This window comes from Limnoglobus sp., from assembly GCF_059499385.1.
The window spans coordinates 1-15,385 of sequence record NZ_JCABYM010000094.1 but is presented as its reverse complement, the minus strand read 5'-3'; the positions used below and the strand labels follow the sequence as shown (position 1 = coordinate 15,385).

8 protein-coding genes are annotated in these 15,385 nt (G+C 69.2%); 5 read left to right on the top strand and 3 right to left on the bottom strand.

What is annotated here, in order from left to right:
* Positions 1–93: 93 nt before the first annotated feature.
* Together AC5JJ2_RS16965 and AC5JJ2_RS16960 are read left to right on the top strand one after the other, a co-directional pair.
* On the top strand, positions 94–837 hold the full coding sequence (locus AC5JJ2_RS16965; RefSeq protein WP_495859203.1) for a uracil-DNA glycosylase: 744 nt from the start codon (positions 94–96) through the stop codon (positions 835–837).
* Positions 838–916: 79 nt separating this feature from the next.
* The gene (locus AC5JJ2_RS16960) at positions 917–7,315 is read left to right on the top strand and encodes a hypothetical protein (protein ID WP_495859202.1); all 6,399 of its coding nucleotides are present in this window, start codon (positions 917–919) and stop codon (positions 7,313–7,315) included.
* Positions 7,316–7,336: 21 nt separating this feature from the next.
* Here the strand turns inward: AC5JJ2_RS16960 and AC5JJ2_RS16955 are convergent, their stop codons facing one another.
* Positions 7,337–7,552, bottom strand: coding sequence for a hypothetical protein (locus AC5JJ2_RS16955; protein WP_495859201.1), 216 nt, complete (start codon positions 7,550–7,552; stop codon positions 7,337–7,339).
* Between the two features lie 178 nt (positions 7,553–7,730).
* On the opposite strand from AC5JJ2_RS16955, the gene AC5JJ2_RS16950 reads away from it, so the two are divergent.
* Entirely contained in the window at positions 7,731–9,842 is a 2,112-nt protein-coding gene (locus tag AC5JJ2_RS16950) for a sigma-70 family RNA polymerase sigma factor (RefSeq protein WP_495859200.1), read from the top strand.
* 140 nt (positions 9,843–9,982) lie between these two features.
* Positions 9,983–10,786, top strand: a complete 804-nt coding sequence (locus tag AC5JJ2_RS16945; RefSeq protein ID WP_495859199.1) for an N-formylglutamate amidohydrolase — start codon at positions 9,983–9,985, stop codon at positions 10,784–10,786.
* Between the two features lie 10 nt (positions 10,787–10,796).
* Here AC5JJ2_RS16945 and AC5JJ2_RS16940 read toward each other — a convergent pair whose 3' ends face one another.
* Entirely contained in the window at positions 10,797–11,132 is a 336-nt protein-coding gene (locus tag AC5JJ2_RS16940; protein WP_495859198.1) for a hypothetical protein, read from the bottom strand.
* 272 nt (positions 11,133–11,404) lie between these two features.
* On the opposite strand from AC5JJ2_RS16940, the gene AC5JJ2_RS16935 reads away from it, so the two are divergent.
* Entirely contained in the window at positions 11,405–14,095 is a 2,691-nt protein-coding gene (locus AC5JJ2_RS16935) for a PAS domain S-box protein (RefSeq protein ID WP_495859197.1), read from the top strand.
* A 6-nt stretch (positions 14,096–14,101) separates the two neighbouring features.
* On the opposite strand, the gene AC5JJ2_RS16930 is transcribed toward AC5JJ2_RS16935, so the two are convergent.
* Positions 14,102–15,214, bottom strand: coding sequence for an ABC transporter permease (locus tag AC5JJ2_RS16930; RefSeq protein WP_495859196.1), 1,113 nt, complete (start codon positions 15,212–15,214; stop codon positions 14,102–14,104).
* Positions 15,215–15,385: the final 171 nt, after the last annotated feature.

The following is a 15,385-nucleotide window of genomic DNA, read 5'->3' as shown; positions in this document are numbered from 1 at the left end:
GCAGACGGAGTGTGCCTACTACTATGGTCGCCTAGAATGAGACGCCCACCTTGCGCGGTGGGCGTTTTCATTTTCAGACCCGGACACCCGATCATGGCGAAGAAGAAGGCCCCCGACACCCCGTCCTTGTTCGACGAGCCGGCGGAAGCCGCGCCGCCCCCGCCGGACTTCCCGGCCGCGTGGGTTCCGGTCCTGGGGAAGGAATTCGCCCAGCCGTACTTCACGCAGCTCCAAGCGTTCGTCGCCGCCGAGCGCGAGGAACACGACATCTTCCCGGCCCCGGCGGACGTGTTCAACGCCTTCGAGTACACGCCGTTCGACCGGGTCAAGGTCGTGCTGCTCGGCCAGGATCCGTACCCGACGCCGGGGCACGCCCACGGCCTCTGCTTCTCCGTGCGGCCGGGCGTCGCGCTGCCGGCGTCGCTGCGGAACATTTACAAGGAACTGCAATCCGACCTCGGCATCCCGCCGGCGAAGCACGGCTACCTGTCCGCGTGGGCGAAGCAGGGCGTGCTGATGCTGAACGCCGTGCTGACCGTGCGGGCCGGGTCGCCGAACTCGCACGCGAACAAGGGGTGGGAGAAGTTCACGGACGCGGCCCTGAAGGCCGTCGGGTCGCGGGACGCCCCGGCCGTGTTCGTGCTGTGGGGCGGGTACGCCGGGAAGAAGAAGCCGCTCATCGACGCATCGAAGCACGCGATCGTCCAGTCGGCCCACCCGTCGCCGCTGTCCGCGGCGAACGGGTTCTTCGGCAGCAAGCCGTTCTCGAAGATCAACGCCGCCCTCGAAGGGTTCGGCCACGGGCCGATCGACTGGAAGTTACCGGCGTCGGTCTGACCCGTTACAGACGCGAAACACACATTCTGCTACCCTGTCGGCAGCCCGCGGGCCGGGCCTCCTCGAACAGGGTGCGACGATGAACCGCTTCTCCCTCGGACTCGCCGTCATGATGGCGCTCCTCCCCGCCGCGGTCGCGGCCGACGTGCCGTTCGCCGAGGACTTCGCGCTGGCGAAGGACCGGGCCGCCGCGCTGAAGCAGCTCATCCCCGGGACCGAGGACTACTACTACTACCACTGCCTGCACTTCCTCAACACCGAGCAGTTCGAGAAGCTCGACGCGTTCCAGAAGCCGTGGCTCGAACGACACGGGCAGACCGGCCGGTTCACCGAAATTCAGACGCGGCAGATGCTGCTCTCCTACGAGCGCGACCCGAAGCGGACGCTCGACTACGTCCGCGGCCGGCTGAACCTGCACTTCAACCACCAGAAGGAGGTCCTCGGCGTCGCCCCGAACCTGCCGACGCGGCTGGACCAAAAGCGGATCGCCCGCGACACGCTGCTGACGGATTCGCTGCGGCGGTGGGGCAACACCGACAACTTCGAGGACGCGGCGCTCGACTGGCTGGCCGGCGTGGAGCTGAACTGGGAGAAGCGCCGCCACCTGTTGCAACGGCTGACGCGGCCGGACCAGGCGAAGCTGATCGACCTGATCGACGCCGACCTGAAGGCCCCGCACTCCGGCGGGTTCGGGTCCATCGGCATCCACTCGCAGCTCACGCTCGCGCAGCTCGACGAGCTGGTGAAGGTTCACCCCGGCGTGTCCACGACGCTGGCGTTCGTGAATGTCTACATCGTGCGGCTGCAGCCGGGGGCCGACGCCGACTGGAAGCGGGATCAGAAGCAGACCCTCGCGTACCTCGACCGGCTGTGGGCGTTCGTCGAGAAGCTGCCGCCGGCGTTCAACTCGCTGAAGGCGCACGTCCTCTACCACCGGCTCGCGTTCGACCGGGCGCAAGGCAGCTACGACAAGGAGCGGTTCATCGCGTACCTGAAGCTGCCGCGGCAGCAGGGGTACATGTCGAAGGCGATGCTGGAGTCCGACGACGCCCGCCGCCACCCGGTCGATCTGAACGCCGACTACTCGCCCCTGACGCTCCTGCCCCGCGTCGGCGGGGACGAGGAACTGGTGCGGAGTTACCTCAAGCATTTCTTCGTCGAGGCAACGAGTACGAAGGACTTCGAGCCGTATGTGAACGACGTGTACCTGAAGCACCTGTTCGCCGAGACGAAGGCGGAGAACGGCCTGGGCGACGCCGAGGAGTGGGCCGCGAAGTTGCCGCCGGAACTGTTCCGCGCCATCAAGGAGCGGATCGACATCGACTTCGCGTACACGAACAAGACCGACTACGCGACCGACGAGCCGGTGAAGCTGGAGTTGTTCGTCAAGAACGTGCCGTCGCTGCTCGTGAAGGTGTTCGAGATCAACACGGCGAACGTGTACCGCAACACGCTCGCGGAGATCGACACCGACATCAACCTCGACGGCCTCGTCGCGAACAGCGAGAAGGTCCATGCGTACGCCGACGCCCCGCTGCGGCGGGTCGGGCGGACGTTCGAGTTCCCGGAGCTGAACAAGCCGGGCGTGTACGTCATCGACTTCATCGGCGGCGGGAAAAGCAGCCGGGCGCTCGTCCGGAAGGGCCGGCTGCGGCCGGTCGTCGCGCTCGGCACGGCCGGGCAGACCGTCCGCGTGGTGGACGAGGCGAACAAGGTCGTGCCGGACGCGACGGTGTGGCTCGGCGGCACGGAGTACACGCCCGACAAGGACGGCGTCGTGACCGTGCCGTACAGCAACAGCCCCGGCCGCCGGCCCGTCGTCTTGCGCCGCGGGGCGTTCGCCAGCCTCGACTTCATCGACCACCGCGCGGAGAGCTACGGCCTCGCCGTCGGGTTCCACGTCGATCGCGAGAGCCTGCTGACGCAGCGGGTGGCGCAGCTCATCGTCCGCCCCGGCCTGTACCTCAACGGACTGCCGGTGTCGGTCAAGCTGCTCGAGGAGGTGAAGCTCCGCGTCACGTCCACGGACCTGAACGGCATCCCGACGAGCGTGGAAGTGCCGGACTTCAAGTTGTACGAGGACCGGGAATCGACGCACGACTTCCGCGTCCCCGGCCGGACGGTGTCGCTGGCCGTGCAACTGTTCGCGAAGGTGAAGAACCTGAGCACCGGCAAGACGGTGGACGTGTCCGCCGGTGAAACCTTCCCGCTGAACGAGATCGACCGCACGGACAAGGTCGAGGACCTGCACCTTGCGAAGTTCGGCGACGAGTACGTCGTCGAGCTGCTCGGCCGTACCGGGGAGGCGAAGCCGGACCGGGCCGTTCATCTCAGCATCAAGCACAAGGACTTCCGCGAAGCGGTGGGCGTGTCGCTGAAGACGGACGCGCGGGGCCGCGTCAACCTGGGGGCGTTGGTTGACATCGCCACCGTCACCGCGACCGGGCCGGAGGGCACGTCGCACGCCTGGACCCTGTCCACGGACCGGCACACGTATCGGCAGGTGCTGCACGCGAAGTCCGGCGACGTGGTGACGGTCCCGTACCTCGGCACGGCGGCGACGCCGACGCGGGCGGAGTTCGCGCTGTTCGAGGTCCGCGGCAGTGCGATCCGCGCCGACAAGTTCGATTCGCTCGCCATCGCCAACGGGTTGCTCGAACTCCGCGGCCTCGCGGCCGGGGACTACGACCTGTACTTGAAGAAGCAGCACGAGCGCGTCCGCGTCCGCATCGTGGACGGCGTCGTGCAGGCCGGGCACGTCCTGGGTTCAACGCGGCACATGGAACTGCCGCGGCTGAAGCCGGTCGCCATCCGCGAGATCAAGGCCGAGGCCGACGACCTGGTCATCCGCCTGACGGACGGGTCGAAGTTCGCCCGCGTCCACGTCTTCGCCACGCGGTACCAGCCGGCGTACTCGGCTTACGCGAACCTCGGCCGCGTCCGGGCCGCGGAACTCGGCGGCGTCTACCCCGGCCACGCGGCGTCCGTGTACCTGACCGGCCGCAACATCGGCGACGAGTACCGCTACGTCCTCGACCGGCGGGCGCAGAAGAAGTTTCCCGGCAACATGCTCGACCGGCCGCAACTGCTGCTCAACCCGTGGGCGATCCGCACGACGGAAACCGGCGAGCAGTTGGCGGAGGCCGGTGGCGCGTTCGGCGGTGCGGGCGGGGCGACCCCGCCGGCGGTCGCCGCCCCCGCGCCGGCAAAGGCCGAACCCGCCGCGGCCGCAGTCAGCCCCGGCTTCGCGAACCTCGACTTCCTCGCGGAGGCGTCCGCCGTCGTCGTCAACCTCGTGCCGGACCGGGACGGCGTCGTCCGGCTGCCGCGGAAGGGTCTCGGCCCGCAGTCGATGATCCACGTCGTCGCCGTCGATCCGCTCTCGACCACGGTGAAGAGCTTCACCCTGCCGGAGCAGCCGGCGAAGTTCGCCGACCTCCGGCTCGCCGCCGGCCTCGACCCGGCGAAGCACTTCACGCAGCAGAAGCAGGTCAGCGTCCTCGCCCCCGGCCAGGTGTTCACGCTGAACGACATCACCGGCAGCCGGTTCGAGCTGTTCGACAGCTCGGCGAAGGTCTACTCGCTGTACGCGACTCTCTCGAAGGACCCGAAGCTGGCCGAGTTCGCGTTCGTGCTGACGTGGCAGAAGCTGAAGCCCGAGGAGAAGCGGGCGACGTACTCGAAGTACAGTTGCCACGAGTTGAACTTCTTCCTGTTCAAGAAGGACCGCGAGTTCTTCGCCGCCGTGGTGCGGCCGTACCTGGCGAACAAGAAGGACAAGACGTTCCTCGACCACTACCTGCTGGAGGCCGACCTCGGCGACTACCTGAAGCCGTGGACCTACGGCCGCCTCAACAGCGTGGAGCGGGTGCTGCTCGCGCAGCGGATCAACGGCGAGCCGGCGAAAACGACCCGCCACTTCGACGACCTGCTGCGGCTGCTCCCGCCGCGGATCGACCGCGACATCTTCCTGTTCGACACGGCCGTGAACAGCGGCGGCCTCGGCGACGACTCGTTCAACCGCGCGCGGGGCGAGCGGTACAAGGACCAGCTGAAGGAGCTGGCGAAGGGCGAGCCGCGCGGGGCCGACGAGCCGGCCATGCCGCCGGGCGAGGCCCGCGGGGGCCTGCCCGCGCCGAAGCCCGGCGCGGCTGGCGGGTTCGGGTTCGGGGCCAACGAGGGTAAGTCGCAGGCCGAGTTCGAGCGGATGGCGAAGGACGCGCAGCGCGACGGCAGCGGCGGCCGCAAGTTCGACGACGCGAAGAAGCGGATGGGGGCCACGAAAGCCTCGGACAAACTCGAAAAGCAGGTGGAGGCCCTCGACCGGGCCGAACAACTGCAAAAGAAGGAAGCCGAGTTCTTCGAGGACGACCGCGCCGGCCGGCGGATGGTCCGGCAGTTCTACCGGCGGCTCGACCCGACGATGGAGTGGGCCGAAAACAACTACTACAAGCTGCCGATCCAGGCGCAGCTCGCGGACCTCGTGCCGGTCAGCCCGTTCTGGCTGGACTACAGCCGGCACGCCGGGAACGGTCCGTTCCTGTCCCGCCACCTGGCGGACGCGTCCCGGAACTTCACGGAGATGATGTACGCCCTGGCCGTGCTCGATCTGCCCGCGGAGGCCGGGCGGCACGACCTGAAGTTCGACGCCGGCAAGATGACGCTCACCCCGGCCGGGCACGCCATCGCGTTCCACGAAGAGGTGCGGCCGGCCGACGCGCAGCCGGGGCAAGTGCCGATCCTCGTCAGCCAGAACTTCTACCGCAACGGCAACCGGTTCAAGGACGAGAACGGCGAGCGGCTCGACAAGTTCGTGACCGGCGAGTTTCTGGTTCACGTCGTTTACGGCGGGCAGGTCGTGGTCACGAACCCCACGTCCAGCCGGCAGAAGTTAACGGCGCTCGTGCAACTGCCGGTCGGCGCGATCCCGGTGGCCAACGGCCAGCCCACGAAGACGGTCGTGCTCGACCTCGAACCGTACCGCACGGCGACGATCGACTACTTCTTCTACTTCCCGAAAGCGGGGACGTTCCCGCAGTTCCCGGTCCACGTCGGCAAGGCGGAGAAGTTCGTCGCGGCCGCCGCCCCGGTGACGTTCACCGTCGTGGACAAGCCGACGAAGCTCGACACCACGAGTTGGGACTACGTCTCGCAAAACGGCACCACCGACGAGGTGCTGGCGTTCCTGACCCGCGAGAACGTGCGGGCACTCAACCTTGACAGAGTCGCGTTCCGCCTGAAGGACCGCGGGTTCTTCGAGGCGGTGACGAAGTTGCTCCACGAGCGCCACCTGTACCACCCGACGACCTGGAGCTACGGCCTCCTGCACGCCGACCTGCCGACCTCGCGCGAGTTCCTCCGGCACATGGACGGGTTCGTCAACGAGGTCGGCGGGCCGATCGCGAGTCCGCTGCTCGTCGTCGATCCGGTCGCCCGCCACCAGTACGAGCACCTGGAGTACAAGCCGCTGGTGAACGCCCGCGCCCATGCCCTCGGCAAGCGGCGGCAGATCGTCAACGACCGGCTGTTCGGGCAGTACGCCGCCACGCTGAAGATGCTGACGTACCGCCGCGACCTGGACGACGCCGACCGGCTGGCCGTCACGTACTACCTGCTGTTGCAGGACCGGGTGGACGAGGCGTTCGCCGCGTTCGGCACTGTGAACCCGGAGCGGGTCGCCACGAAGATGCAGTACGACTACTGTGCCGCGTACCTGGACTTCTACCGCGAGGACACGGCCCACGCCCGGTCGGTGGCGATGAAGTACACCGCCTACCCGGTGGACAAGTGGCGGAACACGTTCGCGACGATCATCAACCAACTCGACGAGGCCGAGGGGAAGGGGAACAAGGTCGCCGACACCGACGACCGCGACCAGAAGCAGGGGAACCTCGCCGCCACGGAACCGACGTTCGAGATGAGCGTGGAAGGCAAGACCGTCAACCTGTCGTGGCAGAACGTGGAGGCGGTGACGGTCAACTACTACCAGATGGACGTGGAACTGCTGTTCAGCCGGAACCCGTTCGTGCAGCAGTCCGGAGGGCAGTTCGCGTCGATCCGGCCGAACGCTACGAAGGTGGTGAAGCTGCCCGCCGCGAGCGGCAAGACGGCGGTCCCCATCTACGAGGCGTTCGCGAAGAAGAACGTGCTGGTCGAGGTGGTTGCGGCCGGCAAGGCGCGGTCGGCGGCGTACTACGCGACGGCGATGGACGTGAAGTGGACGGAGAACTACGGCCAGGTCCGCGTCGCGGACGCGGCCGGGGCGAAGCCGCTGTCGAAGGTGTACGTGAAGGTGTACGCGAAGCTGGCGGACGGCACGGTGAAGTTCCACAAGGACGGGTACACGGACATCCGCGGCCGGTTCGACTACGCGAGCGTGAGCACGCCGGAGCGGCAGCCGACGACGAAGTTCGCGGTCCTCGTCCTCAGCGACGACCAGGGCGCGACGATTCGCGAGGTCAACCCGCCGCAACAGTGACGGCGCGTTCGCCGGCCGAAGTCAGTCCTTCCGCTCGCCGGCGTCCTCCGGCAGCGGCAGGCCCGGCGGCGGCGGGTCGAGAATCTCCGGCCCGCCGAGGGGGCGCGGGTCCACGATCCCCGGCGCGAGTTCTTCCGCCACGTCTCGCCCGTCCTTCGCGTCCGCGTCGTCGTGCGGCGTCAGCACGTCGGCCGGCGTCGCGGCCTCGTCGTCCGGCGTGGTTCGGTCGGCGGCCATGAATTCCCCCATCATAACGTCGGAAACCCCGTGATCCCGTCGAACGATGCATCTCACGTGCCGCCGACCGGGTTTGACTTCCCTTCTCGCCGCGGGTAGCCGAAGATCGGGGAACGGGAAAATCGCGCGACGCGCCGCCGCCCGACGGGGTACAGCTTGATTGAAGGAACCGTCCCGCATGACCGCGAACCGCACGGCCAACTTCTTCGCCCGCCTCCGGCCCGCGTCGGCCGAGTCCGACGCCGACCTGGTGCGGCGGTACGCGGCGACCCGCGACGGGGCCGCGTTCGAGGCGCTCGTCCGCCGGCACGGGCCGCTCGTCCTCGCCGCGTGCCGCCGGGTCGTCGGCCACGCCCAGGACGCGGAGGACGCGTTCCAGGCCGTGTTCCTCGTGCTGGCCCGCGGCGCGGGCACGATCCGGGAGCCGCACCTGCTCGCGTCGTGGCTGTATGGCGTGGCCGTGCGGGTAGCGCGGAAGGCCCGGCGGCGGACGCCCCGCCGCCGCGAGGTGTCGGAGGCGAACATGCCGGAACCGACGACGCCCCCGCCGGCGGACGGGGCCGACCTGTGGCCGGTCATCGACGCGGAACTGGCCGCGCTTCCGGCGTGGTACCGGCAGGCGATCCTGCTGTGCGACGTGCAACAGCTCCCGCGGGCCGCGGCGGCGACGCAACTCGGAATTCCCGAAGGCACGCTGAGCAGCCGGCTGGCGAAGGGGCGGAAGCTGCTCGCCCGGCGGCTGGCCCGCCGGGGCGTCGTGCTGACGCTACCGGCGCTCGCGTCGATCGCGACGGCGGCCGTGCCGGACGTGCTGATTCAGAAGACGCTCGAAACCGCCGCCGCGTGGGCGGCCGGCGGCCTGGTGGCCGACCCGATCCTCCACCTCTCCCGCGAGGGCCTGACGATGATACGGAAACTCCTCCTGCTCGGCGGCGGCGTGCTGGCGGCGACGGCCCTCGGCGTCGGCCTGGCCAGCGACCCGGCGAAGCCGCCGACCGCCGCGGGCGGTAACCCGCCTGCGAAGCCGGCGGCCGTGGTCGCGGACGCAAAACCGGAGGCGAAACTCGGCCCGCCGCGACCGCGGGGCATCGCCCCCGTCGCGGGCGAGTTGCAGGCGATCCACTGGGCCGCCGACGGGAAGCAAGTCGTCTTGAGCGCGGTCGGCCAGCACCCGCGCAACGACTTCGGTACGACTCACTCTTGGGTCCAACTGTTCAAGTTGAACGACACCGGGTTGCAGCCGGTGGCACCGCCGCCCACCAACACGTCCCTGGAGTACGTGCAAGGCGAGGTGATCGGCCTGCACCCGACCGAGCCCCGAGGGGTCGTGCTTCAATTGCGGGAGGTCGGAGGGATCAACGTTCAGAACAAGTTGATCGTCCGGCGGCTGTACCTCCAGCAAGACGAGAAGAGTGCCATCGTTCATCAGGGCGAGTTGACGGACGATTCGGACTTGGTGACGACGTTAACGGCCGACGGCCGGGCCGTCCTGTCCGTCATCTACGACACCGACCTCGACAAGGCCGAGCTGCGGGAGATCGACTATACGACCGGCCGGGTGAGCCGCGTCGTCTTCCGGACGGATGAAGAAATCCTGGCGTGGAGCGCCGACGGCACGGCCGCCGTCACGGCCGCCCGCGTCCAGAAGAAGGTCCGGTTCGCGGCACTCGGCAACGAGGAGGTCATCCAGTCCTACGTTCAGGAGGTCCACGTCTGGGACTGCAAATCGAACCGGAAGCGGTTCGCGTGGAAGCCGCCGGTCGAAGACCTCCCAGGGCTGGACGTGGTCGTCAGCCGCGACGCGAAGACGGTGGCGTTCGGACTGGACCAGGTCGTGTACGTTTTCGACGCGATCTCCGGCCGCGAATTGAAGAAGTACCCCGTTACTGAGAAGCGAAAGCTGACCGAGCACCACCTCTCGCACGACGGCCGACTGACGGTCGTGCGGGAAGTCAACGCGCCACAGCCGCCGACCGCCCCCGGCGGCGATGGCAGCTTCGGCGGGCCACCCGGAAAGGTGATGCCGGCTGTGCAGTCTTCGCCGCGGGCTTACGTCATCGTGTACGACAACGCGACCGGCAAGCCGGTCAAGCGGTGGGAGACGGACCACCACCTGACGCTGGCGTTCGCCCCGGACCGGCCGACGCTGGCTGTGCTGGAGCGGCCGCAGGCCGTTCGCGGCGGGCCGGGCGGGGGGATGGCCGGCGGAATACCAGGGGCGGGGATGATGGGAGCAGGTGGTGGGGCCGCGCCGACCGGGCGGCTTGGCATCTGGGATTTCGGCCGGTAAGGGCACACCCGTGGTGACCGTCTTCATATAGCCGCCGGCTTGCCGGCGGGGTTTTGCGACGCCCAAAACCCCGCCGGCCAGCCGGCGGCTATATCAATACCTTCGGCAGCGTTGGACGACACTTCCGGAGTTTCGCCCGCATGACCGCCCTGACATGCCTCCTCCTCAGTTCCCTCACCGTTTCGGCCCAATCCCCCAAGCCCCCGAAGAGCGACCTCGTGACGACGCAAGAGGGAACCCTCCCGGTCATCCTCTCGGCCCCGCACGGCGGCACGAAGGACGTGCCCGGCGTCCCGCCCCGCAAGGGCGAGGGGCTGGAGAAGGGGGGCAACGGGTACTTCGCCGGCCGCGACGGGAACACGGAGGAACTCGCGGCCGCGCTGGCGGAGGCCATCGAGAAGAAGACGGGGAAGAAGCCATACCTCGTCGCGGCGACGTTCCACCGCAAGTACATCGACGCGAACCGGCCGCCGGAGATCGCCTACGAGGACGCGAGGGCGATGCCGACTTACGACGCCTACCGCGACACGCTCGCCGCGTACTGCAAGGCCGTGAAGGCGAAGCACGGCCGCGGCCTCTTGCTCGACGTTCACGGCCAGGGGGCGATGAAGGACGCGATCATCCGCGGGACGAAGGACGGCGAGACGGTGAAGCTGCTCACCGACCGGTTCGGCCCGAAGGCCCACACCGGGCCGAAGAGCTTCTTCGGGCTGCTCGCCGCGACCGGGTGCAAGGTCTACCCGGCCGACCCCGCGGGCAAGGAGTACGCATCGCTCAACGGCGGGGACATCGTGCGGACCTACGGCCGCGGCGACTTCGGCATCGACGCGATCCAGCTGGAGTTCGGCGGCGACTACCGGACCAAGGACAAGCTGACGGACACGGCCGACAAGGTGGCGACGGCGGTGAAGGAATTTGCCGCGGCGTACCTGACCGACAAGTGAGCGGCCGCGGTCAGTCGTCGTGGGCGACGCTCGCGGACTCGCTCGGGGCGGCGGCGGGGGTCGGCATGTTCGGGAACCGGCCGCGGTACAGTAGCCGTTCCCACCACGCCGCCCGGCGGAGGGACGGGTCGGCGGCGGACAGCGTGTGCTGCCGCCCCTGCCGGGTGTACACGAGCACCTTGCCGCCCGGCAGCACGCCGAGGACGCGGTAGTACTTCTTCACCGCGTAGTGGTACGTGTCGCCGTTCGGGGCCGGGTACACCTCGCAGGCGTTCGGCCCCGGATTGGAGGAACTCTTCGCCTTCCGGTAGACGATGTAATCGCCCGGCCGGTACTCGCTGACCATCGCCTCACCCCCCCCGCGCGGGCGGTCCACGCCTTGCTTTTTACATGATATCCCCCGGTGGCGCAAGAACGAAATGGCGGCCCGCCCCCGCGCTCAATTCCGCCGGGGGGCGGGATTTCGCGCGACGCCGATTCTTCGCAAAACCGAACCCGGAGGAACAAACGAACGCCCGCGCGCGTCGATACTGAGGTAGAGATTTGAAGAGTCGCCGGTACGTCCCACGGCCCCGGCCGTCCCTTCCGTTCGTCCCGGCTCCCGCGAGTGCCCAGTCCGTGACCGTCGCCCCCATCCGCGTCCTCGTCGTCGAAGGTCCGTCCGCGGACGCCGCGGCCGTCGCCCGCGAGCTGCGGGCCGCCGGGTACCGCCCGGCCGTTCACCCCGTCTCCACCGAATCCGATTTCCTAGCCGCCCTAAACCCGCCGCCCGACCTGGTCGTGTGCGACTTCGACCGGCCGTCGTTCGGCCTCGACCGCGTGCTGGCCGTCTTGGACGAACAGGACGCGGCCGTCCCGGTCGTCGTCGCCGCCGCCGCGGCCGACCCGGAAGCGGCGGTCGATGCCGTCAAGCGGGGGGCGACCGACTTCGTGTTGAAAGACCGGCTCGCCCGGCTCGGCCCGGCGGTGAAGCACGCGCTCGAACACCGCCATCGGCGGACGCTCGACGTGTGGGCGCGGCAGACGGTGACGGCCAGCGAGGCCCGGCTGCACCTCGCCCTCGACGCCGCCCGCACCGGCGTCTGGGAGTGGGACGTGCGGACGAACGCCGTCTTCTGGTCGGCCGCGTGCCACGCGATCATGGGCGTCGAATCCTTCGGCGGCACGTTCGACGACTTCCGCGCGCTGCTCCACCCGGACGACGCCGGGCCGACGGTCGCCGCGATCCGGGCGGCCCTGGCGGGCGAGACGACGTTCGCGGCCGAGTTCCGCGTCGTGGCCCCGGCCGGGGCCGTGCGGTGGCTGGCGAGCTTCGGCCGGGCGACCTACGACGGGGCCGGGCGGCCGGTGCAGATGGTCGGCACGCTCCAGGACATCACCGACCGGAAGCGGACCGAGGACGCGCTGAACGACTCGGAGGCCCGGTTCCAGACGGTGTGGGAAGCCGCGTTCGACGCGATGCGGCTGCTCGACGAGGACGGGGTGATCGTCGCCGTCAACGCCGCGTTCTGCCGGCTGTTCGGGATGCCGCGGGAGGCGTTGGTCGGCCGCCCGTTCACCGCGACCTACGCCGGGGACCGGGACTGGGCCGAGCCGCAGCGCCGCTACCGCGAGCGGTTCCGGGACCGCGCCATCGTGCCGCGGGAGGAGCGGCGGATGGTCCTCCGGGACGGCCGGACCGTCGATCTGGAAGTCACCAGCACGTACATCGAGTTGCCCGGCCACGCCACCCACCTGCTCGGGGTGATCCGCGACGTGACGGAGCGGAAGCGGGCCGAGGCGGCGCTGCGGGCCAGCGAGGAGCGGTTCCGGGCGATGGTCGAATCGACCCCGGAGTGCGTGAAGGTCGTCGCGGCCGACGGGACGCTGTTGCAAATGAACCCGGCCGGGCTGGCCATGCTCGGCGCGACCGCGGAGCAAGCCGTCGGCCGGTGCGTGTACGACCTCGTCGTCCCGCACCAGCGGGACGCGTACCGGAAGTTCAACCAGCAAGTCTGCGGCGGCAAGGGCGGGGCGCTCGACTTCGAGATGGTCGGGCCGAACGGCGTCCGCCGGCACATGGAGACGCGGGCCGTCCCGCTGCCGACGGCGGCCGGGGCGGTCGCCCAGCTCGCCGTCACCCGCGACGTGACGGACCGGCGGAACCTGGAGGCGCAGCTCCGGCAGGCGCAGAAGATGGAGGCCGTCGGCCAGCTCGCCGGCGGCGTCGCCCACGACTTCAACAACCTCCTCACCGTCATCATCGGGTACAGCAGCCTGCTCCTGGAGAGCGGCGCGATCGACTACTCGTCGAGCGAACTCATCGAGGAGATCAAGCGGGCCGGCGAGCGGTCGGCCGGGCTGACGCGGCAGCTGCTCGCGTTCAGCCGCCAGCAGGTGCTCGCGCCGAAGATCCTGAACCTGAACACGGTCGTCGCGGACACGGAGAAAATGCTCCGCCGGCTGATCGGCGAGGACGTGCGGCTGTCCACGAGCCTCGCCCCGAACCTCGACTTCGTGTGGGCCGACGCCGGGCAGGTCGAGCAGGTGCTGTTGAACCTCGTGGTCAACGCCCGCGACGCGATGCCGACCGGCGGCAAGCTGACGATCGAGACGGCGAACGTCGAGCTGGACGAGCACTACACCCGCGACCACGCGGACGCGAAGCCGGGGCCGCACGTGCTGCTCGCCGTCTCCGACACCGGGTGCGGGATGCGGCCGGAGGTGAAGGCCCGCGTATTCGACCCGTTCTTCACGACGAAGGGGCCGGGCAAGGGGACCGGCCTCGGGCTGTCCACCGTGTACGGCATCGTCAAGCAGTCCGGCGGGCTGGTCGGCGTGTACAGCGAGGTCGGCATCGGCACGACGTTCAAGATTTACCTCCCCCGCACCGGCGAGCCGGTCGAGGCCGCGAAGGCCCGGTCCGGCGTCCGGATGCCGCCGCGGGGGTCGGAGACGGTGCTGCTGGTGGAGGACGAGGACGGCGTCCGCGGGCTGACCCGCCACGTCCTGACGAACTGCGGGTACGCGATCCTCGAAGCGAGCGACGGCGAAGAAGCGCTGCGGGTGGCGGCCCAGCACGGCGGGCCGATCGACATCCTCGTGACGGACGTGGTGATGCCCGGCCTCGGCGGGCGGGAGGTGTCCGAGCGGCTGCTCGCGACACAGCCGGGGCTGCGGGTGCTGTTCCTGAGCGGGTACACGGACGACGCCGTCGTCCGCCACGGCGTCCTGCACGAGAGGGTGAACTTCCTGCAGAAGCCGTTCTCGCCGATGGTGCTGGCGCACAAGGTCCGCGAGGTGCTGGACGAGGATTTGACGGCCGAGTAACCCCCCTCAACTCCGCTTCTTGAACGACACCGCCGCGAGCGTCATGAACAGCCCGGCCATCCCCGTCAGCACGGCCGCGTTCACCCACAGCTCCGCCCACCCCGCCCCGCGGAGGATCACGCCGCGGGCCGCGTCGATCATCCACGTCGTCGGGATCATGTTCGCCACCGGCTTCAGCACCTCCGGCATCGACTCCGTCGGGAAGATGTACCCGGACAGGAACACGCACGGCAGCACGCTCCCCATCACCTTCTGCCCGGCCTCCTCCCGCGTGTTCGCCTTCGCCGAGATCATCAGCCCGACGCCGAGGGCCGCCAGGACGAACGGGAAGTTGATCGCCAACAGCGTCAGGAAGTTCCCGGCCACCGGGACCTGGAACACGACCCGCATCAGCGTCGCGATGGTCAGGAACTGCACGAACGACAGCACGAGGTACGGCACGACCTTGCCGACCATCAGCTCGCCGGGCCGCACCGGGGTCATGAACAGTTGTTCCAGCGTGCCGTTCTCCTTTTCGCGGACGATGGCGTTGGCCGTGAGCATGGACGCCATCATTTGGCAGAGGAACACCAATAGGCCGGGGATGAAAAAGTTGGCCGTCCGCGTGTCCGGGTTGAACAGCACCCGCGACCGGGCGTCGATCGGCATCGGCCGGTCGGCGAGGACGTGCTTGAGCGACTCCTGCAGCGCGATGGAACTGCTGACGTTCAGCGCCGTGGACGCGACCGACGAGTCGGACCCGTCCACCAGGACGAGCACCTGCGCCGTCTGCCCGGCGGCGAGGCGGCGGGAGAAGTCCTCCGGAATCTTGATCCCGACGTGCGCCTTCCCGGCGACGATCCGCTGGGACAGCGCGTCGTCGTGGTAGACCATCTCCGCCACGTCGAAGTGGTCGGACGTTTCAAACACCCGCACCAGCGCCCGGCTCTCCTGCGTCTGGCAGGCGTCGTACACGACCGTGCGGACGTGCCGGACGTTCGTGTCGATGGCGTACCCGAGCATGAACAGCTCCATGACCGGGATCGCCAGCGCGAAGAACAGCGTGCCGGGGTCGCGGAGCATGTGCAGGAATTCTTTGCGGGCGACCGACACGGTCCGGCGGAACGATGTGGCAAGCATGACTCAGGCTCCGGTTACACGGTCGCGATGATCGGCTTTGTTCCCTCCCCCCTTGGGGGGGAGGGTTAGGGAGGGGGGTTAAGCCTTTCCGGTCCGGTGAGGATCGCGTTGGAGGCGGGTAGCACCGGGGGCGGGCGCCGCGCACCACCCCCCCCGGGGTGGGGGGCGCCA